Here is a 20,227-nt window from a genome sequence, read left to right as displayed (position 1 = left end):
ACGACCGAGCGGTGCCGACGTCGTCGTCGGCACCGCTCGGTCGTCGTCGTTCGTCAGTGCTTCGCGTGCGCCTCGAGCGCCCGGAGCAGCGCCGCGACGTGCCGCTCCCGGCCGTACCGGTCCCGCACCCAGGCGCGGCACCGGTCCGCCAGAGCGGGTTCCGTCCCGGCCGCGTCCAGCGCCTCGATGACCCTGTCGGCCAGCGCGCCGGTCTGGGTGGGGTCGACGGTGAACCGCGCCCACTCGCCGCTCAGGATCTCGGCGGTGCCGCCCGACGCCGCCGCGACGACGGGGCGTCCGGTGGACATCGCCTCGACGACCACGCGGCCGAACCCCTCGGGTTCGATGGAGGGTGCCACCACGACGTCGGCGGCGTGCAGCAGCGGGACGACGTCGTCCCGCTCGGGCACCACGACGACGGCACCGTCGGGCAGCGCGGCGATCGCGCGGTGCACGGCGGGGGCGTCCTCCGGGTACAGCGCACCGGCGAGGACGAGCACCGGAGCCGGGGTGGGCGGTGTGCCGGGCCCGACGAGGACGCGGGCCGACGCGTGGACGCGCCCCCATGCCTCCAGGAGGGCCAGCACGCCCTTCGAGCGCGTGAGCCGACCGTAGTACAGCACCACGGGGCGGTCCTGGTCGAGGCCGAGCGCAGCACGCGCGCGACGGGTACTCGCCGCGGTGGCGGCGGGGAACGCCGCGGTGTCGACGCCGTTCGGGACCACGTCGACCCGGTCCGGCGGGGCGCCGACGGCGGTCCATGCACGTGCCATCGCCGCGGAGACCGCGAGGTACCGGGTCCGGCCCGCCGCGAACGGGCCGAGCCGACGGTAGTTCGGGGCGTGGTGCAGGTGCACGGCCAGGGGGACGCCGGACACGAACGACACGACGCGGCCCCACGGCAGGAACTCCGGACGGTTCAGCCACAGGACGTCGGGACGCGACCGGCGGAGGCGCAGGCCCTCACGGACGAAGCGCAGCACGTCCGTCGGGGCGGAGCGGATGCCGAAGCGGTAGTCGCGGGCGTGCCGCAGTCGGACGCCGAGCCGGTCGAACACCGCGCGGCCCGCGTCCGGGGCGCCGTCCGCGCCGGCTCGGTGCCACACCTCGACGTCGTGGCCGGCTGCGACGAGCTCGCCGACGTCCTCGACGACGCAACGTTCGACACCGCCGGTGATGGCGAGACCGTTGGTGGCGACGACGACACGCAGCGGACGGGCGGTGGGGCGGGTCATGCGGATCCTCCGCGAGCGAGTTTCAGGCGACGGAAGAACCAGGGCAGGCACGCGGCGACGCCGACGACGCGGACGATGTTCCAGGCGAGGTCCTGCGGCGGGAGGAGCGAGGCCGCGGCGACGACGATCGCGATCGCGATGGCCAGCAGCACCCGGCGTCGGGGACCGCGCCACTCGCGGCGGTCCGGCAGGGAGGCCTGCTGCAGCGCGGCGAGGACGGCGTAGGCGATGACGGTGGCGATGCCCGCGCCGACGATGCCGGTCAGGGGCACCAGCACCAGGTTCGCCGCGATGTTCACGACGCCGGCGACGGCACCGATGACGCCGACCGTCACCCCGCGGCGCTCGACCAGCAGGAGCCGACCGGTCGCACCGCTCGCGACCACCGGGAACGCGGTCAGGGCGACCACGAAGACGACGACGGTGAGGGACTCGACCCGGTACGACGCCGGCGCCAGGATCGGCAGCGCCACCGGCGACACGAGCGTCACGGCGACGAGCACGGGGGCGAGCAGCATGTAGAGCTCGTCACGGGCGTGCATGGCGAGCCGGCGGCGTGCCACGGCGTCGCGGAGGGCGGCGAAGTGCGGCGCCCAGGCCTGGTTCGTGAAGGTCAGCAGCAGGATGACCGCGGAACCGACGACGTAGGCGATCTGGTAGCGGGCGACCTCGTCGGCACCGAGGAGGCGCTGCACGACGAGCCGGTCACCGGCGTTCAGGACGAAGTACGACAGGCTGCCGAGCGCGATCGGGACACCGAGCTTGAACGCCCGGACCGTGGTGCGGTGGTCGAACAGACCGCGGAACCGCGGCTTCGTGGCGACGATGCCGATGACCATCGCGGCGCCCTGTGCCACGACCCCGCCCCACGCGTACGTGGTGGCGTCGGCGTGCACGGCGGCGAGCAGCCCGAGGCCGATGATCGACCCGCCGACGGACGACAGCAGGCTCGTCACGGCGAACACGCGGATGCGGTCCTGGGCGACGAGCAGCGCGAGGGACAGCTGCACGATCGCGGCGGGCCCGGTCCAGAGCACGGCGACCAGCAGCAGCGGGTGCTGGTCGACGAAGCCCGCGGCGTCGCCCCAGAGCGGGATCGACACCAGGGCGAACACGGTGACGGTGACCGCGGTCACCATGCCGACGAACACCAGACCGCGGGCACGCCGGTCGTCGCCGTCCTCGGCGCGCTGCAGCACCGACGCCTGGTCGATGCCGCAGACGGCCACGACCACCAGGGCCTGGTACAGCGCGATCGCCGAGGCCAGCACGCCGAACTCGGCCGGCGGCATCAGGTGCGCGAGCACGGGGGAGATCAGCGAGCTCACGACGAGCTGCATCGACCAGACGACCACGTAGAGCAGGCCGCGGCCGAACAGCACCGACGAGCCGCGTGCGACGGCGATCGAGTCGGTGTCGGTGGACAGCGCGCCGGGGGCCGCCGGTTGCACGGACGCCTCGAGCTCGTCGTCGTCGGGCTGCGCCGCCAGCGCAGCCGCCTCGGCCGCACGGGCCTCGCGTCGGGTCTGGGGGACGGTCACTGCGCCACCACCACCGGCTGGTCGTCGGCGGACGTCCGGAGCCCGAACGTCGCGTCGACCACGTCGAGCAGGTCGGTGCTGCGCGACGTCGAGAACTTGCGGGCGAACACGTACGGGGTCGACTGGTCGGCCGACGTGCGACGCTCCAGCAACCGGCCGGCGTCCTCGATGCCGAGCCACGGCGGGCTCTTCTGCTTCGTGCCGTCCCACCCGATCCACCAGAGCGGCTGCGCCGCGTGGGCGTCCGGGAAGTCCGGGGTGAACTCCGGGGTCAGCAGGACCGACGGCACGAAGGTCTCGTCACCGATCCACACGCGCTCCCAGAACGCCACCAGGTCGGGGCGCTGGTCGAACACGTCGACGACGCCCTGCGCGTGGTGCCGGGCCAGGACCTTGAGCTGCGAGCCGCCGCCGAACACGACGTCACGCGGGACGCGTCGGGGGATCGGCAGGCGCAGCATGTGCTTCCGCCACGCCCAGTGCCGGAACCGCACCCGCGACCGACCGCCGTCCCGACCCCACGCGGGGTGCGGCAGCGGCTTCGCCTCGACGAACGACCGCCCGGGGTTCGCCGCCAGGAGCGCCGAGATCTCCTCGGCGTCGGCCAACGGGTAGTCGCTGCCGGTCAGCAGCGCCACGTGCGTGGCGTCGGTCTGCGCCAGGGCAGCACGGTAGCCGGCGACCTCGGCCGCGACGTTCTCCCACTTCGCCCACCCGGTGCGCATCCGCGGCAGCACGTGCACCCGTTCGGGCAAGCCGGCGGTCATCGCCTCGAACGCGTCGTCGTCGGTGCTCGCGTCGCAGTGCAGGAACACCGGGAACGGGTCGAGCGCCGCCACGAGCCGACGGACGTGCGTCGGGTCCTCGTGGGCGAGGACGATGCACGCGAGCGGCGTGGGAGTGATGGCCATGTCCGCGACGCTAAGCGGGCCCGCGAACACCGACAAGGGCGGTCGGGACCACCTGCGGGGGAACGGCGGTTTCCCGCAGGAGCCCCCCGATCGAGGGGGATCGCGTCAGCGGGCGCGGCGGAACTTCGGGCAGTCGCAGAGCGCGCAGTCCGTGCCCGGACGGTAGTGCTCGTGTGCCGCCTGGGCGTGCCCACACGTGCCGCACGCGGCGTCGTCGGCATCGAGGTGCACCACGACGAGGTCGGACGCGTCGGGGTCCGGAACCAGGTGCAACGTCGGGCGCGGACGCCTGGTCAGGCCGAGCCGGTCCATCGTGCGGGCCAGCGGCATGCGTCCTCCTCGTGTCCGGCGGGGACCGGGGTCGCACCGGCGGGTCGACCGGCGTCTCCCGCGAGTCTAGTGGCGGCAAACCGCAGCCTCCCCGCATCCTCCGAGCATCGCGGTTGACCCCCTGTCGACGCGCGCGGACCATTGCCACGTCCACCCGACCAGACCGGCCCGACGGGACGACCATGACCGACCACACCACGACCGCGGAACGAGCCCTCACACTCGACCCGGCGATGCCCTCGCCCGACGCCCCCACCTGGGCCGGAGCTGCATGGGTCGGCGCCGTCGACCGGTCCGCGGCGCTCGCCGCCGGCACCGTGCGCCTCGCCGGCGCCGACGGCTTCCGCCGCGCCCGCCTCATGGTGCGCGACGGCCGCGACGTCGCCGGGTTCGTCGACGTGCGCGTCGACGAGCGCGGGGCAGTGGACCCGGCCGAGCTGGGACCGGCCCTGCGTCGGTTGCCGGCCCCGGGCCTCCCGGTCGACGCCCCCGCGGACGGCGCACGCGTCTCCGTCGTCATCGGGACCCGCGAGCGTCCCGTGGCGCTCGCCCGCGCCGTGCGCTCCGTCCTCGACTCCGAGTACGACGACTTCGAGCTGTTCGTCGTCGACAACGCCCCCGTCGCCAGCGGCACGCGCGACGTCGTCGCGGCGATCGACGACCCGCGCCTGCACTACGTCCTCGAAGCACGCGCCGGCGTCTCCCGCGCCCGGAACGCCGGACTCGCCCTCGCCACCGGCGGCATCGTCGCCTTCATCGACGACGACGTCGTCGTCGACCGCCACTGGATGGCCGCCATCGCCGCCGCCTACGAGCGCGACGCCGACGTCTGGTGCGTCACCGGACTCGTCCCGAGCGGCGAGCTGCGGACCCCCACGCAGCGCTTCTTCGACGAGCGGGTGACCTGGGCGCGGAACCTCGAGCGCCGGGTGTACCGCACCGCAGCACCGCCCGTCGACGAGCCCCTGTTCCCGTTCACCGTCGGTGCGTTCGGCACCGGCGCGAACATGTCCGTGCGGCGCGACGCCGTCCGGCAGCTCGGTGGCTTCGACGTCGCACTCGGCCCCGGCACCCGTGCCCGCGCCGGTGAGGACCCGGACCTGTTCACCCGCGTGCTGCTCGCCGGCGGGGCGCTCGCCGTGGAACCCTCGGCCGTCGTCTGGCACGAGCACCGCAAGGACCGTGCCGCGTTGCGCTCGCAGGCGATCGGCTACGGCACCGGGCTCGGCGCCTGGGTCACGAAGCTCGTGCTGCGTCCGTCGACCGCCTTCGCGGTGCTGCGGCGTGCGGTCGGGGCGCTCCGGCGGCTCGGCGCGCTCGGGCAGGGCGCCGACGAGCGCCCCGTCGACGCGAGCGACGGCTGGCCCGTCGACGCCGAGTTCACCGCGGCGACGCGCGGGCTCAAGCGCGCCGAGCTGACGGCCGCGCTGGGCGGGCCGTGGCGGTACGTGGCCGGGCGGCTGACCGCGCGCTGAGGCGCGGGCGGGCGGGCTGGGCATGCGGGCGGGGGGCGCCGCACCCGGTTTGCGACAAGACGGTCGTCGTACGACACGTGTCTTGTCGCCTGTTGCGTGCGCAACGGTTGCGTGCGCGTGGGGGCGACATCCTCGACGTCGTACGACAACGCGGGTGTCGCCTGTTGCGTGCGCAACGCAACGGACGGGAGGCCCGTGGCGACGCTGCCACGGGCCTCCCGTCCGTCGGGTCGTGCGTCTACGGCCGGAAGCGGCCGGCCTCGACGTCGCGCCAGCGGCGGCGGCTGCGGAACCAGGCGGCCGGTCCGGCGGGGAACCCGCGCAGCTCGTGGTACGCCAGGGTCTTCGGGATGCGCGTGGTCGAGGCGTCGTTGGTGACCTCGGTCGCGGCGTCGCGGCGCCCGGCCAGGCGGGACAGCATCTGCTTCGACTTGACCTTCGCTGCGAGCGGCATCAGGCGGGCCAGGACGGCGACGTGCCGCTTGTCCTTCGCGGCGAGCGCGAACATCAGCGCGGTGAACCCGACGCCGTTGCCGTGCAGCTGCTTGTGCAGGTCCTCGACGGTCTGGCGGTGCCGGTGGTGCACGACCGCGCGCGGCTCGAAGCCGATCTTCCCGCCGCGCCACAGCGTCTCGATGAACATCGCCAGGTCCTCGCCGCCACGGGCGGGGGAGCCGGCGCCGAGGGTGTGGTCGAAGCCGCCGACGGCCTCGATCAGGGTGCGGCGGTAGGCCATGTTCGCGCCGGCGCCGTACGCACCGATGCCGTAGACGGCGAAGTGCTTGAGGACCTCGCCGGACGGGGTGACCGCGGTGACGCGGGCGTGCCGCATGGTGCCCTGGACGTCGTCGGGGACGATCGTGACGGGCGAGAAGGTGCGCTCGGCGCTGAACCCGCCGTAGTACGCCTCGTACCAGATCTGCGCCGGAGTGGTGAGTTCGCTCGGCAGGATGACGCCGGTGACGGCGTCGAGGCCGGGCTCGCTGACGAACCGGGACCCGATGGCGCGGAGCCACTGCGGGTCGACGCGCACGTCGTCGTCGGTGAAGGCGATCACGTCGCCGGTCGCGGCGGCGACGCCGGCGTTCCGGCCGGCGGACAGGCCGGGGCGGCGCTCCTCGACCAGGCGGACGTTCCGTCCGGCGAGCATCGCGGGCAGGGCGTCGCCGGCGGGGACGCGGACGCGGTTGTCGACGAGGATGACCTCGTGTCGCGGGTAGTCGAGGTGCTCGAGGACGTCGAGCAGCTTGCCGAGGTCCTCGACGCGGTCGACGACGGTGGACACGACGACGGAGATGGTCGGCAGGTCGTCGTCCGACACCGCGGGGACGTCGGCCAGGACGGTCTCCTGCAGCGCCTCGAGGGCACGGGCCGCGTCGGCCGGGTCGTCGGTGAGTAGTACGTCGAGGGTGCCGGTGGGGTGGCCGCCGCGGTAGCCGATCACCATGGCGGACTCGCCGGTCTCGTCGGCGACGAGGCGGGGGAGCGGGGCGTCGAGGTCGACGCCGATGACACGGCGCGGTGCGGGCACGGTGTCGGCGGTGTGGAGGGTGGCCATGTCGTGGACGCTACGTGGAGCCGTCGGCACGGACAACGGCGCGGGTCCCCAGTGGCGGGGTTCATGCGGAGTTCCGCAGTGGCGTGCAGGGGCCCCTCGAACGAGGGTGAGCGCTCACCCAGGAAGTCTCCGGGACTTCCAAGGTCACGCTCAGGTCACGGAACCGATGCAACCGGTTGCGGAACCCCGAGGGCGGGCGTAGCTTCCTCCACCAGCAGGCAGCGGCGCCTGCTCCAGGGCAGTGTCGTCGAACCCGATCGATGCCCCCTGGTGATCTCAACGAGGAGACAACGCTGTGAAGACAACACGCTCCAGGGTGCGGTTCGCATCCGTTGCCGGGGTCGCCGTCATCGGCCTCGTGCTCACCGGCTGCTCGAGCGGGAGCTCCGGCGCCGGCTCGGACGACGCCAAGAGCGGCCAGGACAGCCGCGGGCCCATCACCTACGTGCAGGGCAAGGACAACTCGAACGTGGTCCGCCCGCTGATCGCGAAGTGGAACAAGGCCCACCCCGACGAGAAGGTCACCTTCAAGGAGCAGTCCGACCAGGCCGATCAGCAGCACGACGACCTCGTGCAGCACTTCCAGGCCAAGGACGCGAACTACGACGTCGTCGACGTGGACGTCGTCTGGACCGCCGAGTTCGCCGCGAAGAGCTGGCTGACGCCGCTGACCGGTGACATGGAGATCGACACCTCGAACCTCCTGCCGGCCACGGTGAAGACCGCGACCTACAACGACACCCTCTACGCCGCCCCGCAGACCTCGGACGGCGCGCTCCTCTACTACCGCAAGGACCTCGTCAAGACGCCCCCGACGACGTGGAGCGACATGATGGACGACTGCCAGATCGCGAAGGACAAGGGCATCGGCTGCTACGCCGGGCAGTTCGCGAAGTACGAGGGCCTGACGGTGAACGCCTCCGAGGCCATCAACGGCTCCGGCGGTTCGGTGCTCGGCACGAGCGGGGACCCGGACGTCGACACCGCCGACGCCAAGGCCGGCCTGCAGAACCTGGTCGACGCGTTCAAGGACGGGAACATCCCGGCCGAGGCGATCACGTACCAGGAGGAGCAGGGCCGCACCGCGTTCGAAGCCGGCAAGCTGCTGTTCCTGCGCAACTGGCCGTACGTCTACAACCTGGCGAAGACCGACGGTTCGAGCAAGGTCAAGGACACCTTCGGCGTCGCCCCCATCCCGGGTGCGGACGGCGTCGGTGCCTCGACGCTCGGCGGGCACAACGCCGCGATCAGCGTGTACTCGAAGCACAAGGCGACGGCGCACGACTTCCTCGAGTTCCTCATCTCGAACGACACGCAGAAGTTCTTCGCGACGCAGGGGTCGCTCGCCCCGGTCGTCGGTGACCTCTACACCGACTCCGAGCTGACGGCGAAGCTGCCGTACCTGCCGACGCTGCTCAAGTCGATCGAGTCGGCGGAGCCGCGCCCGGTCACGCCGTTCTACCCGGCGGTGACGAAGGCGATCCAGGACAACACCTACGCGGCGCTCAAGGGATCGAAGTCGGTCGACGAAGCCCTGAAGGACATGCAGGACGCCCTCACGTCGGCGACCAGCAGCTAGCGACACGCGGCGTACGCCGCATCGGACTGGAGGCACGGTGCCATCCCGGCACGTGCCTCCAGTCCGCCCCTACTTGCGTTCCGACACCCCCGGCAAGGAGGCCGACACGTGTCAGCAGCAACCGAGATCCCCGCAGCCATCCCGGGCCCGACGGGCACGGAACCGAAGCGCCAACGGCGCAAGGGCGGACTCAACGCCGAGCACGGCCGATGGGCCGTGTACCTCATCGGCCCGACGATCCTGCTCCTCGCGATCGTCATCGGCTACCCGGTCGTCAGCGCGATCATCCAGTCGTTCCAGCTCGACCAGGGCCTCGACAAGGCAACCGGCCTGTTTGTGCAGGGCGGCTTCGCTGGCATCACGAACTACGCGCACTGGCTCGGCCAGCAGTGCGGCAACTTCACCTGCCCGCCCGGCAGCCTCGGCTCCCAGTTCTGGGTGTCGATGGGCAACACGTTCTTCTTCACGGTCGTCACCGTGGCGTTCGAGACGGCCATCGGCGTGTGGATGGCGATCATCATGAACCGCAACTTCACGGGCCGCGCGATCGTCCGTGCCGCGATCCTGGTGCCGTGGGCGATCCCGACGGCCGTCACCGCGAAGCTCTGGTACTTCATCTTCGACGCGAACGGCGTCCTGAACCACGTCCTCGGGCAGCAGATCCTGTGGACGAGCGGCGAGTGGGCGTCCCGGTGGGCGGTCATCATCGCCGACACCTGGAAGACCACGCCGTTCATGGCACTGCTCATCCTGGCCGGGCTGCAGCTGATCCCGGAGGAGGTCTACGAGGCCGGCAAGATGGACGGCGCGTCGACCTTCCAGCGCTTCGTGCTCATCACGCTCCCGCTGATCAAGCCCGCGCTGATGGTCGCGATCCTGTTCCGCGTCCTCGACGCACTGCGCATGTACGACCTGCCCGCGATCCTCACCGGCGGCGGCGGTGGTTCCGGCAACGCCACCACGACCCTGTCGATCCTCGTCGTCGAACAGATCCGGCAGGGCTTCAACTCCGCGTCGGCCCTGTCCACCATCACCTTCCTGGTGATCTTCATCGTGGCGTTCGTCTTCGTCCGGTTCCTCGGCGCCAACGTCGTGCAGACGCAGGCCGCCCAGCAGAAGGGTGAACTCAAGTGACCCTCGCAGCAGACCGCCCCCGGTCCACCGCAGCAGCACGCGACCGCGCCGTCGACCGCGCCGACGTCCGGGTCCGCCGTGACACCGGCCCCCGGATCCGCACGGCCGTGCAGGCGATCGTCATCGCCGTGTGGTGCCTCCTGCCGTTCTACTGGATGGTGGTGACGAGCTTCCGCGACGTCGGGTTCACGTTCGACGCCACCCCGTGGCCGACGCACGTCACGCTCGACAACTACGCGACGGCGTTCTCCACGTCGCTCGGCAACCACCTCGGGCGGGCGCTCGCCAACAGCCTGCTCATCGGCGGCGTCGTGACGATCATCGCCCTGCTCGTCGGCACCACGGCGGCGTACGCCCTCGCCCGACTCGAGTTCGGCGGCAAGTCCCTCATCGCCGGCGCGATCCTGGCGGCGTCGATGTTCCCGGGCGTCGCGCTCATCTCCCCGCTGTTCCAGCTCTTCACGGACATCGGGTGGATGGGGTCGTACCAGGCGCTCATCCTGCCGAGCATCTCGTTCGTGCTGCCGCTGACGGTCTACACGCTCGCGAGCTTCTTCCGCGAGATGCCGTGGGACCTCGAGGAAGCAGCGCGCATCGACGGGTGCACCCGGGTGCAGGCGTTCCGGCGGATCATCCTGCCCCTCGCCGCCCCCGCGGTGTTCACGACGGCGATCCTGGCGTTCATCTCGAGCTGGAACGAGTACCTGATCTCCTCGCAGCTCTCGAGCGACGCGACGCAGCCGGTGACCGTGGCGATCGCCTCGTTCGCCGGGACGCAGCCGCACCAGGAGCCGTACACGGCGGTCATGGCCGCAGGCACGATCGTCACGATCCCGCTCGTGGTCCTCGTGCTCATCTTCCAACGACGCATCGTGGCCGGCCTCACCGCCGGCGGCGTGAAGGGCTGACGACCATGGCGCAGCGCGGACCCACCCGGCCCACGGCCCGGATCGAAGAGGCGATCGGCTTCGTCGGCATGTTCGGCATCCTGTTCCTCGGCGCGACGGTGTTCTGCGAGGTCACCGGTCGTCCGGCACTCGGGTGGGCGCTCACCCTGCTGGTGTGCGTGCTCGGGGTCGTGGCGCTCGACCGGTGGCGGGTGCGGGTGCTCCGCCGGCACGCCGAGGTCGACGGTGTCGGTGCCACGCCCGCCATCGCCCCGGTCCGAGCTGCGCGCGGCGACGACACCCGTCGTCGGCCGCGGCCCTCCGCGGACGGCCGGGTGCACCAGCACAGCGGGTGGGACGAGCTCGCACCAGCCGGTCGTCGTGCACCGCACCGGGCGCGCCGGACCGCAGCAGCCGACGCGCACCGCCTCCCCGGCACTGCAGCCGACCGTCCGGCGGGCGTGACGCACCGTACGGACGGCTGACGGGCCTCCCGGGTCGCATCGATGGGGATCCAGGAGATCGCGACCGTCACGGGACTGTCGAAGTCCACGGTGTCGCGAGCGCTGCGCGGCATGGAGAACGTGGCGGAGACCACGATCGACGAGGTCCGTCGGGTCGCCGACGAGCTCGGGTACGTCCCGAGCTCGGCGGCGGCGGGCCTCGCCACCGGGCGGCAGCGCGCCGTCGGCGTCGTCGTCCCGGTGATCGACCGGTGGTTCTACGTCAAGGCACTCGGCGGGGTCGACGCAGAACTCCGGCGTGCCGGGTACGACCTCGTGCTCTACAACCTGGGCGGGCCGGGCGGTGACCGCGACCGGGCGTTCCGCCGGTCGATGCTGCGGCACCGCGTCGACGCCCTCGTCCTGCTGTCCCTGGTGCTCGACGCGACCGAGCGTGCCGAGCTCGAACTCACCCGGCACCCGATGATCGTCATCGGCGGACCCGCCCCGGGCCTGCGCAACATCGGGGTCGACGACCGAGCCGTCTCCCGGATCGCGGTCGACCACCTGTGCGGACTCGGACACCGCCGGGTCGCGTACGTCGGCGGGCAGGACGAGGCCGGCATGAACGTCGCGGTGCCGCACCTGCGGCGGGACGGGTTCGTCGACGCGATGCGGGCCGCCGGACACGCGGTGCCGGACCGGTGGCTGCTCGACGGACGGTTCTCGTTCGCCGGAGGGCTCGCGGCGGGTGTGGCACTGTTCGGCGTGGGTGTGCGCGGGGGCGCAGCCGCTGCCGGACCCGATCGCCCGACTGCCGTGGTGTGCGCCTCGGACGAGATGGCGCTCGGGGTGCTCCTCGCCGCGGCGCAGGCCGGACTCTCGGTGCCGGCCGACGTCTCCGTGATCGGGATCGACGGCCACGAGTACGGCGCGACCGTGGGGCTGACGACCGTGGCACAGGACCCGGAGGCGCAGGGGCGGGCAGCGGCGCGGGCGGTGCTCGCCGAGGTCGAGGGCGGCGCTGCCGGAGCGATCGCGGCGGCGCCGGCACACCTGGTGGTGCGGGCGACGACGGGGCCGCCGCCGGGGTGAGACGGGGCGCGGGCGTGGGGCGTGGGCGGGATCGACTCGGAACGACGATCGCGATGTCGCACGACAACGGAGACGTCGTTCCGAGTCGGCTCCGGCCCGAGCCCGCCGGACCCACCCCGCGTACCCTCGCCCGCATGGAGGTCACGAAGCTCGAACACGCCTGCCAGATCCTGTCGGACGGCGACGCCCGCCTGGTGCTCGACCCGGGCGACTTCACCCGCCCCGTCGACGCGACCGGGGTCGTCGCGGTCGTCGTCACCCACGAACACCCCGACCACGTCACGCCCGAGCAGCTGCACCGGATCCTCGACCGGAACCCCGACGCCGTCGTGTTCGGCCCCGAGGGTGTCCGCGCAGCGCTCGCCGGCTCCGGCATCGCCGTCGAGGTCGTCACCGACGGCGACCACCGCACCGTCGGTCCGTTCGCGCTCGACTTCCACGGCACGCGGCACCAGCTCATCCACTCCTCGGTGCCGGTCGTCGACAACACCGGCGTGCTCGTGAACGGCAGGCTCTTCCACCCCGGCGACTCGTACACCGACCCGGGCGTGACGGTCGAGGTCCTCGCCGCACCGGTCGGCGCCCCGTGGCTCAAGGTCGCCGAGATGATGGACTACGTCGCCGCGCTCGCCCCGGCCCGCGCCTACCCGATCCACGAGGCCACGCTCTCCGACATCGGCTACGGCATGCACACCGGGCGGCTGCGCGAGGCGCTCGCCCCCCACGGTTCGCTCGAGATCCTGCGGCCGGGGGAGTCGCTCACCATCTGACCGCGCCGGACGCGACGATTCCTGCGCACGGCGTGCGGCCCCGGACGTGCGGACGTGCGGGCGGTCGGACGGGAGGCCTGTGGCGGGCCCGCCCCGCGCCTCCCGTCCGATGGGCGGTCGCGTCCACGGCCGCGCGCCGTATGCCGGGTGCGGCATGGCGGCACACCCGGGCGACACGCCTCGTTTTGGTGCGGTGCGCGGCTTGTGCAATACTTGTCGAGTTGTCGGAACGGCCCCATCGTATAGCGGCCTAGTACGCTGCCCTCTCACGGCGGTAACGCGGGTTCGAATCCCGCTGGGGTCACCACAGGTGACATGCTCCGAGTCCGACAACAGCCGCGGCCCCATCGTATAGCGGCCTAGTACGCTGCCCTCTCACGGCGGTAACGCGGGTTCGAATCCCGCTGGGGTCACCAGCACACGAAACCCCCGACGAGCTCCGGCTCGCCGGGGGTTTCGTCGTCGTGTGCCAGGCTGAGGCCGTGTCCAGCGCCGTCCAGCTCATCCGGTCCGCAGCCCTCAGCGACGTCGCGGAGTACGCCTACGCCGCAACCGTCCCCGCCGGTACACGGTTGGTGTTCCTGGCGGGGGCGTGTCCACTCGACGAGGACGGCGCGACGGTCGCCGTCGGGGACGTCGCCGGGCAGGCCGCGCAGTGCGTCGCGAACCTGCGGACCGCGCTCGCGGCCGCCGGCGCGGGCATCGACGACCTCGTGCAGACGCGGGTGCTCGTCGCGACGACCGAGCAGCAGGACCTCGTCGCTGCCTGGGACGTCGTCCGTGCCGCGATGGGGGACCACGACGTGCCGAGCACGCTGCTCGGCGTGACCGTCCTCGGCTACGACGACCAGCTCGTCGAGGTCGAGGCGATCGCCGCCGTCGCCGACTGACGCGGTACGCTGACCGGGTCGTCAGACCCGGCAGTGGGGCCTGCCGGACCCAACCGCGCACCAGCCGCCAACGGTCCCTATCCCGAGAACACCGCACGCGCGGAGACGATCCGGCGTGCTCGGCGATAGGAGCACCATGACCGACGAACGACCACCGCACCTCCGCTGGGGCTTCCTCGGCCTCGTCGCGCTCGGTGGGGCGATCGGCACCGCCGTCCGGGCCGTGCTGGCTGACGTGTTCCCCGCGCACGACGGCATCAGCTGGGTGATCCTGGTCATCAACGTCGTCGGGGCGTTCTGTCTCGGGCTCCTGCTCGAGGCACTGGCGCACCGCGGCCCCGACGTCGGAGGCCGCCGCACGCTCCGGCTGTTCGTCGGCACCGGCGTCCTCGGCGGGTTCACGACGTACAGCACCCTCGCCGACGACACGGCGCAGCTGCTCGACGTCGGTCGGTGGGGTGCCGGCTCCGGCTACGCACTGCTGTCGGTCGTCCTCGGGCTCGCCGCCGTCGCGCTCGGCGTGTGGATCGCGGCGCGGTCCCGACCGCGGTCGACCGGCCTGGACGGGGGCGCCTCGTGAACCCGCTCGACCTGCTGCTCGTCGCCGTCGGCGGCGGAGTCGGTGCCGCGCTCCGGTTCCTGCTGGACGGACTCGTCAAGGCGCGCACGTCCGGCTCCCGGATCACCGGGTTCCCCCTCGGCACGGTCCTGATCAACGTCACCGGCTCGCTCGTCCTGGGCCTGCTCACCGGCCTCGGGCAGGCCGGCACGATCCCGCTCCCGGCGGTCGCGGTGCTCGGGACGGGCATGATGGGTGGGTACACGACGTTCTCGACGGCGAGCGTCGAGACCGTCCAGCTCCTCCGATCCGGCAAGCCCCGGCTCGCCGTCCTGCACGGCCTCGGGATGCTCGTCGTCTCGGTCGGCGCAGCCGCGCTCGGCCTCTGGATCGGAAGGAACTCATGACCTCGGAACGCCCCGGCGAACTCGTCCTCGTCCGTCACGGAGAGACGGAGTGGTCGAAGAGCGGGCAGCACACCGGTCGCACCGACATCCCGCTGACGGAGAACGGTGTCGAGCAGGCGAAGCGCGCGGGCCGGTACCTCGCCGACCGTTCGTTCGCGCTGGCCCTGTCGAGCCCGCTGCAGCGTGCGCGTGACACCGCGCACCTGATCGGCGTCGACCCCGAGCTCGACGAGGACCTGTACGAGTGGGACTACGGCGCCTACGAGGGACTCACCACCCCGCAGATCAAGGTGCTGCGCCACGGGCCGTGGGACCTCTGGACCGACGGGGTGCCCGCCGGTGACACCCCCGGTGAGAACGCCGCCGAGGTCCGGGTCCGCGTCGAGCGCATCCTGAACCGTGCCCGCCCGGTGCTCGCCGAGGGGCAGGACGCCGTGTTCATCGCCCACGGCCACGTGCTGCGGGCCCTCGGTGCCGCGTGGATCCGGCTCGCGCCGCAGGACGGTGCCGTGCTGAAGCTCGGGACCGCATCGGTCAGCGTCCTCGGCTACGAGCACGGCCGCCCGGTCATCGACGCCTGGAACATCCAGCCCCGCGACTGACCGCACGTTCTTTCCCCGAACGTGCGCGATGGTCGGTGGGATCGGGCGTACCTGGTCGGAAAGAACGACCAGGTACGCCCGGAACGACCGGGTACGCCCGGAACGACCCGCGTCAGACGGTCCGGATCGCGCTCGTCGCGCCGAGCGGACGCCCGCGCCGGCGCTCGACCTGCCGCCCCACGACCAGCAGCCCGACGCTGACGAGCGCGCCGAGGGTGGTCTGCGCGACGCGGTCGAGCGCGAGCAGCTCCGGCGCCTCGGGCAGGCTCAGCCACGACACGGCGAGGGCGAGCGGGGTCAGGAACAGCAGGCAGACGGCGTAGTTCCGGGCCACGAAGATCTCCGCGAAGAACTGCCCCACGACGGCGATGACGACGATCCACCACGCCGACGGCTCGAGCAGCAGGACCCCGACGGCGATGACGGTGCCGCCGATCGTGCCGATGAAGCGCTGGAACGCCCGGACCACGGTGTGCCGCTGGCGGAGCGCGGGCAGGGTCGACACCACGGCGATGACGGCCCAGTACGGGTGCCCGAGCCACGGGATGGTCGACGCCACCGCTCCGGCGACGAGCGACCCCACGACGTTGAGCGCCACGGTCTCCCACAGCGCAGCCGTGCGGAGGATGCCGAGGCTGCGCTCCTTGCGGGGCGCGAGCGGTCGGAACCGGTGCGGGGCGCGCGGGTGCAGGACCCGCCGCAGGACGAAACCGGACATCGCGACGAGCCACGCCCAGACGACCGAGCAGACGATGATCGTCGCCACGAGGGGGACGTCGGCGGGGCGCACCGGCACGAGTGCGGAGACCACGAACGCGAACACCGGGAAGATCGGCTGCGCGGGGATCGTCCGGAGCGTCGACAGGGTGCAGACCGCGACGACGATCACCACGACGAGCCCCGTCGCCTGCAACCAGAGCGGGGAGTCGTCCAGGGCGACGCCGATGCCGGCGAACATGCACAGCGTCTGCAGGGCACCCGCCACGCCGGTGGTCACGGCCCGTTGCCGGTACGGCTCGGTCGCTCCGAAGATCGCGGTGAAACCGGCGAACATCGCGAACGCGGCGTAGCCCGGCATCCCGAGGGCGATGAGCAGCGCCAAGGGGGCACCACCTGCGATCGCTGCGCGTGCTGCGCCCTCGAGGTTGATCGTCCGGGTCGAGTGCGCAGGTGTCGTCATGTCCCGACCATCTTCCCACCGCGACGGGTGTCGGGGCGTCGCCACGGGCCTCCCGGTCGCCCGCCGCACCACGTGACGACCGCGGCCCGCATTGGTATACCAACCTGGTAGAGTCGGCGGATCGCACCGCGTCAGCGGTGACCGCAGCGCCGCACCAGCGGTGCCGGACGACGAGAACGAGGGAGTCGAGCTCATGGGTAGGACGCTCGCCGAGAAGGTGTGGGACGACCACGTCGTGGTCAAGGGCGAGGACGGCAAGCCGGACCTCCTCTACATCGACCTCCACCTCGTGCACGAGGTCACGAGTCCGCAGGCGTTCGACGGTCTGCGCCAGGCCGGCCGCCCCGTGCGCCGCCTCGACCTGACGATCGCGACCGAGGACCACAACACCCCGACGCTCGCCATCGACCGCCCCATCGCGGACCCGACGAGCCGCACCCAGATCGAGACCCTGCGCCGCAACTGCGCGGAGTTCGGCGTCCGCCTGCACTCGCTCGGTGACAAGGAGCAGGGGATCGTGCACGTCGTCGGTCCGCAGCTCGGCCTGACGATGCCCGGCATCACCGTCGTCTGCGGCGACTCGCACACGAGCACCCACGGCGCGTTCGGGGCGATGGCGTTCGGCATCGGCACCTCCGAGGTCGAGCACGTGCTGGCGACGCAGACCCTGCCGCTGAAGCCGTTCAAGACGATGGCGATCACGGTCGAGGGCACGCTGCGTCCGGGCGTCACCGCGAAGGACATCATCCTGGCGGTCATCGCGAAGATCGGGACCGGCGGCGGACAGGGCTACGTGCTCGAGTACCGCGGCTCCGCGATCCGCGCGCTCTCGATGGAGGGCCGGATGACGATCTGCAACATGTCGATCGAGGCCGGTGCCCGCGCCGGCATGGTCGCCCCCGACCAGACCACCTACGACTACGTGCAGGGCCGCGACCACGCGCCGACCGGTCAGGACTGGGACGACGCCGTCGCGTACTGGGACACCCTGGCGACCGACGACGATGCCGTCTTCGACGCCGAGGTCTTCATCGACGCCGACGAGCTCGAGCCCTTCGTCACCTGGGGCACGAACCCCGGCCAGGGCGTCTCGCTGTCCGAGCGCGTGCCGGACCCCGCGAGCTACAGCGACCCGAACGACCAGGCCGCGGCGCAGCGGGCGCTGGAGTACATGGACATCGCCGCCGGCACCCCGATGAAGGACATCGCCGTCGACGCGGTGTTCATGGGCTCGTGCACGAACTCGCGCATCGAGGACCTGCGGGCCTTCGCGTCGATCATCCAGGGGCGCGAGAAGGCCCCCGGCGTCCGCGTCATGGTCGTGCCGGGGTCCGCACGCGTGCGGCTCGAGGCCGAGGCCGAGGGGCTCGACGTCGTGATCAAGGAGTTCGGGGCCGAGTGGCGGTTCGCCGGGTGCTCGATGTGCCTCGGCATGAACCCCGACCAGCTCGCGCCGGGGGAGCGCTGCGCCAGCACCTCGAACCGCAACTTCGAGGGGCGCCAGGGCAAGGGCGGCCGCACCCACCTGGTGTCGCCGCTCGTCGCCGCCGCCACCGCGATCCGCGGCACGCTGTCCAGCCCGTGGGACCTGGCGACCGACGACGAGATCGCCGCCGCGACGAGCGCCGCCGCGACCAGCACGACCACCGAGGGGACCTTCTGATGGACAAGATCACCACCGTCACCGGCATCGCCGCCCCGCTCAAGCGGTCGAACGTCGACACTGACCAGATCATCCCCGCGGTCTACCTCAAGCGCGTCACGAAGACCGGCTTCGAGGACGCCCTGTTCTCCGGCTGGCGGCAGGACCCCGCGTTCGTGCTGAACCAGCCCGAGTTCCAGGGCGCGAAGGTGCTCGTGGCGGGCCCGGACTTCGGCACCGGTTCGTCGCGTGAGCACGCGGTCTGGGCGCTCCGCGACTTCGGCTTCGCGGTCGTCGTCTCGCCCCGCTTCGCGGACATCTTCAAGGGCAACGCGGGCAAGCAGGGCCTGGTCACCGCGATCGTGACCGAATCGGAAGTCGAGCGCCTGTGGGCCGCCATCGAGGCGAACCCGGGGATCGAGGCGACGGTCGACCTGGTGGCGCAGCGCGTGTCGCTCGGGGATGTGGACGTCCCCTTCGAGATCGACGCTTACACTCGTTGGCGGTTGATGGAAGGGCTCGACGACATCGGGCTCACCCTCCGTGACGAGACCTCGATCACGGAGTTCGAATCCCGCCGCTCCAGTTGGCGGCCGAAGACATTGCCGGTGAAGTAGTGAACTCTCTCGTACAGGACGCAGCAGCCGCAGGGGCGCGCGTGGGCCTCAAGTCGGACGAGATCGTCATCCGCGGGGGCAAGCCGCTCGTGGGGCGCATCGAGGTCCGTGGGGCGAAGAACCTCGCGACCAAGGCCATGGTGGCGTCGCTGCTCGGTGACACCCCGTCGATCCTCAAGGACGTCCCGGACATCTCCGACGTCAAGGTCGTGCGCGGCCTGCTCGAGGTGCACGGCGTGCGCATCACCGATCCTGCACGAGGCGAACTCATCCTCGACCCGTCCAACGTCGAGTCGGCGCACTTCGCCGAGATCGACGCCCACGCCGGCTCGAGCCGCATCCCGATCCTGTTCTGCGGCCCGCTGCTGCACAAGCTCGGCGAGGCGTTCATCCCCGACCTCGGTGGCTGCCGCATCGGCGACCGCCCGATCGACTTCCACCTCGACGCACTGCGCGCGATGGGTGCGGTCGTCGACAAGCAGGTCAACGGCATACACCTGACGGCCCCGGACGGGCTGAAGGGCGCGTCCATCGAGCTGCCGTACCCGAGTGTCGGCGCGACCGAGCAGGTCCTGCTGTCGTCCGTCCTGGCGACCGGCGTCACGGAACTTCGGAACGCGGCGATCGAGCCCGAGATCATGGACCTCATCGCGATCCTGCAGAAGATGGGCGCGATCGTGTCCGTCGAGCCGAACCGCGTGATCTTCATCGAGGGCGTCGAGTCGCTCCGCGGGTACACGCACCGTGCGATCAACGACCGCAACGAGGCCGCCAGCTGGGCCTCCGCCGCGCTCGCCACCGACGGCGACATCTTCGTCGAGGGGGCGAACCAGCAGGAGCTCATGACGTTCCTCAACGTCTTCCGCAAGGTCGGCGGCGGCTTCGACGTGCAGGAGGACGGCATCCGGTTCTACCGGGAGCGCGACACCCTCAAGCCCGTCGTCATCGAGACCGACGTGCACCCCGGCTTCATGACCGACTGGCAGCAGCCGCTCGTCGTCGCACTGACCCAGGCCGAGGGGCAGAGCATCGTGCACGAGACCGTGTACGAGAACCGCTTCGGCTTCACCGACGCGCTGAACGAGATGGGCGCCGACATCGTCGTCCACAAGGAGGGGCTGCCCGGGCACGACCGCCGTGTCGCCCGTCGCCCGTTCGAGCAGGCCGCCGTCATCACCGGCCCCACCACGCTGCACGCGGCGAACGTCCGGGTCCCCGACCTGCGCGGTGGCTTCAGCCACCTCATCGCGGCGCTGACCGCCGACGGCGAGTCCCACATCACGAACGTCGGCATCATCAGCCGCGGCTACGAGCACTTCATCCCGAAGCTGCGGAAGCTGGGCGCCGACTTCGACTTCGCGGGTTAGTCGCG

20 protein-coding genes and 2 tRNA genes are annotated in these 20,227 nt (G+C 71.9%); 16 read left to right on the top strand and 6 right to left on the bottom strand.

The features are described 5' to 3' along the window. Nucleotides 1–53: 53 nt before the first annotated feature. The 4 genes from KZI27_RS13110 to KZI27_RS13095 form a co-directional block, all read right to left on the bottom strand. Nucleotides 54–1,235, bottom strand: a complete 1,182-nt coding sequence (locus tag KZI27_RS13110; protein WP_222657958.1) for a glycosyltransferase family 4 protein — start codon at nt 1,233–1,235, stop codon at nt 54–56. After that, nucleotides 1,232–2,776 carry a lipopolysaccharide biosynthesis protein gene (locus tag KZI27_RS13105; RefSeq protein WP_182067069.1) on the bottom strand — a complete coding sequence of 515 codons (1,545 nt, stop codon included), beginning with the start codon at nt 2,774–2,776 and terminating at the stop codon, nt 1,232–1,234. The genes KZI27_RS13110 and KZI27_RS13105 overlap by 4 nt, the downstream gene beginning before the upstream one ends. After that, a complete protein-coding gene (locus KZI27_RS13100) occupies nt 2,773–3,687 on the bottom strand; it encodes a beta-1,6-N-acetylglucosaminyltransferase (RefSeq protein WP_222657957.1) in 915 nt (304 codons plus the stop codon). The genes KZI27_RS13105 and KZI27_RS13100 overlap by 4 nt, the downstream gene beginning before the upstream one ends. Before the next feature lie 105 nt (nt 3,688–3,792). After that, nucleotides 3,793–4,017, bottom strand: coding sequence for a hypothetical protein (locus KZI27_RS13095; RefSeq protein WP_159572594.1), 225 nt, complete (start codon nt 4,015–4,017; stop codon nt 3,793–3,795). A 182-nt stretch (nt 4,018–4,199) separates the two neighbouring features. On the opposite strand from KZI27_RS13095, the gene KZI27_RS13090 reads away from it, so the two are divergent. Further along, nucleotides 4,200–5,492, top strand: a complete 1,293-nt coding sequence (locus KZI27_RS13090; protein ID WP_222657956.1) for a glycosyltransferase family 2 protein — start codon at nt 4,200–4,202, stop codon at nt 5,490–5,492. Between the two features lie 238 nt (nt 5,493–5,730). On the opposite strand, the gene KZI27_RS13085 is transcribed toward KZI27_RS13090, so the two are convergent. Beyond that, nucleotides 5,731–7,050 carry a glycosyltransferase gene (locus tag KZI27_RS13085; protein ID WP_222657955.1) on the bottom strand — a complete coding sequence of 440 codons (1,320 nt, stop codon included), beginning with the start codon at nt 7,048–7,050 and terminating at the stop codon, nt 5,731–5,733. A gap of 295 nt (nt 7,051–7,345) precedes the next feature. Here KZI27_RS13085 and KZI27_RS13080 point away from each other — a divergent pair, with 295 nt between their 5' ends. The 12 genes from KZI27_RS13080 (at nt 7,346) to KZI27_RS13025 (ending at nt 15,416) form a co-directional block, all read left to right on the top strand. Next, nucleotides 7,346–8,629: an ABC transporter substrate-binding protein gene (locus KZI27_RS13080; protein WP_222657954.1), complete on the top strand. Its 1,284-nt coding sequence runs from the start codon at nt 7,346–7,348 to the stop codon at nt 8,627–8,629. Between the two features lie 108 nt (nt 8,630–8,737). Further along, nucleotides 8,738–9,763, top strand: coding sequence for a carbohydrate ABC transporter permease (locus KZI27_RS13075; RefSeq protein WP_222657953.1), 1,026 nt, complete (start codon nt 8,738–8,740; stop codon nt 9,761–9,763). After that, nucleotides 9,760–10,671, top strand: a complete 912-nt coding sequence (locus KZI27_RS13070) for a carbohydrate ABC transporter permease (RefSeq protein ID WP_222657952.1) — start codon at nt 9,760–9,762, stop codon at nt 10,669–10,671. Before KZI27_RS13075 ends, KZI27_RS13070 begins: the two co-directional genes overlap by 4 nt. A gap of 5 nt (nt 10,672–10,676) precedes the next feature. Next, nucleotides 10,677–11,135, top strand: coding sequence for a hypothetical protein (locus tag KZI27_RS13065; protein WP_222657951.1), 459 nt, complete (start codon nt 10,677–10,679; stop codon nt 11,133–11,135). Nucleotides 11,136–11,156: 21 nt separating this feature from the next. After that, nucleotides 11,157–12,188: a LacI family DNA-binding transcriptional regulator gene (locus KZI27_RS13060; RefSeq protein ID WP_222657950.1), complete on the top strand. Its 1,032-nt coding sequence runs from the start codon at nt 11,157–11,159 to the stop codon at nt 12,186–12,188. Between the two features lie 134 nt (nt 12,189–12,322). Next, nucleotides 12,323–12,958: an MBL fold metallo-hydrolase gene (locus KZI27_RS13055; RefSeq protein WP_222657949.1), complete on the top strand. Its 636-nt coding sequence runs from the start codon at nt 12,323–12,325 to the stop codon at nt 12,956–12,958. Between the two features lie 231 nt (nt 12,959–13,189). Next, nucleotides 13,190–13,265: transfer RNA gene (locus KZI27_RS13050), tRNA-Glu, on the top strand. Between the two features lie 33 nt (nt 13,266–13,298). Further along, nucleotides 13,299–13,374: transfer RNA gene (locus KZI27_RS13045), tRNA-Glu, on the top strand. 66 nt (nt 13,375–13,440) lie between these two features. Further along, a complete protein-coding gene (locus KZI27_RS13040) occupies nt 13,441–13,848 on the top strand; it encodes a RidA family protein (protein WP_222657948.1) in 408 nt (135 codons plus the stop codon). A 136-nt stretch (nt 13,849–13,984) separates the two neighbouring features. Beyond that, a complete protein-coding gene (locus KZI27_RS13035) occupies nt 13,985–14,428 on the top strand; it encodes a fluoride efflux transporter FluC (protein ID WP_222657947.1) in 444 nt (147 codons plus the stop codon). Then, nucleotides 14,425–14,814, top strand: coding sequence for a fluoride efflux transporter CrcB (gene crcB / locus KZI27_RS13030; RefSeq protein WP_222657946.1), 390 nt, complete (start codon nt 14,425–14,427; stop codon nt 14,812–14,814). Before KZI27_RS13035 ends, crcB begins: the two co-directional genes overlap by 4 nt. Continuing rightward, the gene (locus KZI27_RS13025; RefSeq protein WP_123312265.1) at nt 14,811–15,416 is read left to right on the top strand and encodes a histidine phosphatase family protein; all 606 of its coding nucleotides are present in this window, start codon (nt 14,811–14,813) and stop codon (nt 15,414–15,416) included. Before crcB ends, KZI27_RS13025 begins: the two co-directional genes overlap by 4 nt. Before the next feature lie 112 nt (nt 15,417–15,528). Here KZI27_RS13025 and KZI27_RS13020 read toward each other — a convergent pair whose 3' ends face one another. After that, nucleotides 15,529–16,596 (bottom strand): FUSC family protein, encoded by a 1,068-nt coding sequence (locus KZI27_RS13020; RefSeq protein WP_222657945.1) that lies wholly within the window; start codon nt 16,594–16,596, stop codon nt 15,529–15,531. Between the two features lie 193 nt (nt 16,597–16,789). Between KZI27_RS13020 and leuC the strand changes: the two genes are divergently transcribed. The 3 genes from leuC to murA are packed head-to-tail and all read left to right on the top strand — an operon-like array spanning nt 16,790 to nt 20,222. Then, nucleotides 16,790–18,259, top strand: coding sequence for a 3-isopropylmalate dehydratase large subunit (gene leuC / locus KZI27_RS13015; RefSeq protein ID WP_123312267.1), 1,470 nt, complete (start codon nt 16,790–16,792; stop codon nt 18,257–18,259). After that, nucleotides 18,259–18,855: a 3-isopropylmalate dehydratase small subunit gene (gene leuD / locus KZI27_RS13010; RefSeq protein ID WP_123312268.1), complete on the top strand. Its 597-nt coding sequence runs from the start codon at nt 18,259–18,261 to the stop codon at nt 18,853–18,855. Before leuC ends, leuD begins: the two co-directional genes overlap by 1 nt. After that, nucleotides 18,855–20,222, top strand: a complete 1,368-nt coding sequence (gene murA / locus KZI27_RS13005; RefSeq protein WP_123312269.1) for a UDP-N-acetylglucosamine 1-carboxyvinyltransferase — start codon at nt 18,855–18,857, stop codon at nt 20,220–20,222. The genes leuD and murA overlap by 1 nt, the downstream gene beginning before the upstream one ends. Nucleotides 20,223–20,227 lie beyond the last annotated feature (5 nt).

Source organism: Curtobacterium sp. TC1, from assembly GCF_019844075.1.
Classification (GTDB): domain Bacteria; phylum Actinomycetota; class Actinomycetes; order Actinomycetales; family Microbacteriaceae; genus Curtobacterium.
The sequence above is the reverse complement of the archived record's forward strand: the minus strand, read 5'-3'. Positions and strand labels throughout refer to the sequence as shown.

Bases quoted from the DNA above. Each gene is read 5' to 3' on its own strand.
- KZI27_RS13065 (WP_222657951.1), top strand. From the start codon at position 10,677: ATGGCGCAGCGCGGACCCACCCGGCCCACGGCCCGGATCGAAGAGGCG.
- KZI27_RS13100 (WP_222657957.1), bottom strand. From the start codon at position 3,687: ATGGCCATCACTCCCACGCCGCTCGCGTGCATCGTCCTCGCCCACGAG.
- KZI27_RS13085 (WP_222657955.1), bottom strand. From the start codon at position 7,050: ATGGCCACCCTCCACACCGCCGACACCGTGCCCGCACCGCGCCGTGTC.
- KZI27_RS13110 (WP_222657958.1), bottom strand. From the start codon at position 1,235: ATGACCCGCCCCACCGCCCGTCCGCTGCGTGTCGTCGTCGCCACCAAC.
- KZI27_RS13020 (WP_222657945.1), bottom strand. From the start codon at position 16,596: ATGACGACACCTGCGCACTCGACCCGGACGATCAACCTCGAGGGCGCA.
- KZI27_RS13090 (WP_222657956.1), top strand. From the start codon at position 4,200: ATGACCGACCACACCACGACCGCGGAACGAGCCCTCACACTCGACCCG.
- KZI27_RS13025 (WP_123312265.1), top strand. From the start codon at position 14,811: ATGACCTCGGAACGCCCCGGCGAACTCGTCCTCGTCCGTCACGGAGAG.
- KZI27_RS13060 (WP_222657950.1), top strand. From the start codon at position 11,157: ATGGGGATCCAGGAGATCGCGACCGTCACGGGACTGTCGAAGTCCACG.
- leuD (WP_123312268.1), top strand. From the start codon at position 18,259: ATGGACAAGATCACCACCGTCACCGGCATCGCCGCCCCGCTCAAGCGG.
- leuC (WP_123312267.1), top strand. From the start codon at position 16,790: ATGGGTAGGACGCTCGCCGAGAAGGTGTGGGACGACCACGTCGTGGTC.
- KZI27_RS13095 (WP_159572594.1), bottom strand. From the start codon at position 4,017: ATGCCGCTGGCCCGCACGATGGACCGGCTCGGCCTGACCAGGCGTCCG.
- KZI27_RS13055 (WP_222657949.1), top strand. From the start codon at position 12,323: ATGGAGGTCACGAAGCTCGAACACGCCTGCCAGATCCTGTCGGACGGC.
- KZI27_RS13035 (WP_222657947.1), top strand. From the start codon at position 13,985: ATGACCGACGAACGACCACCGCACCTCCGCTGGGGCTTCCTCGGCCTC.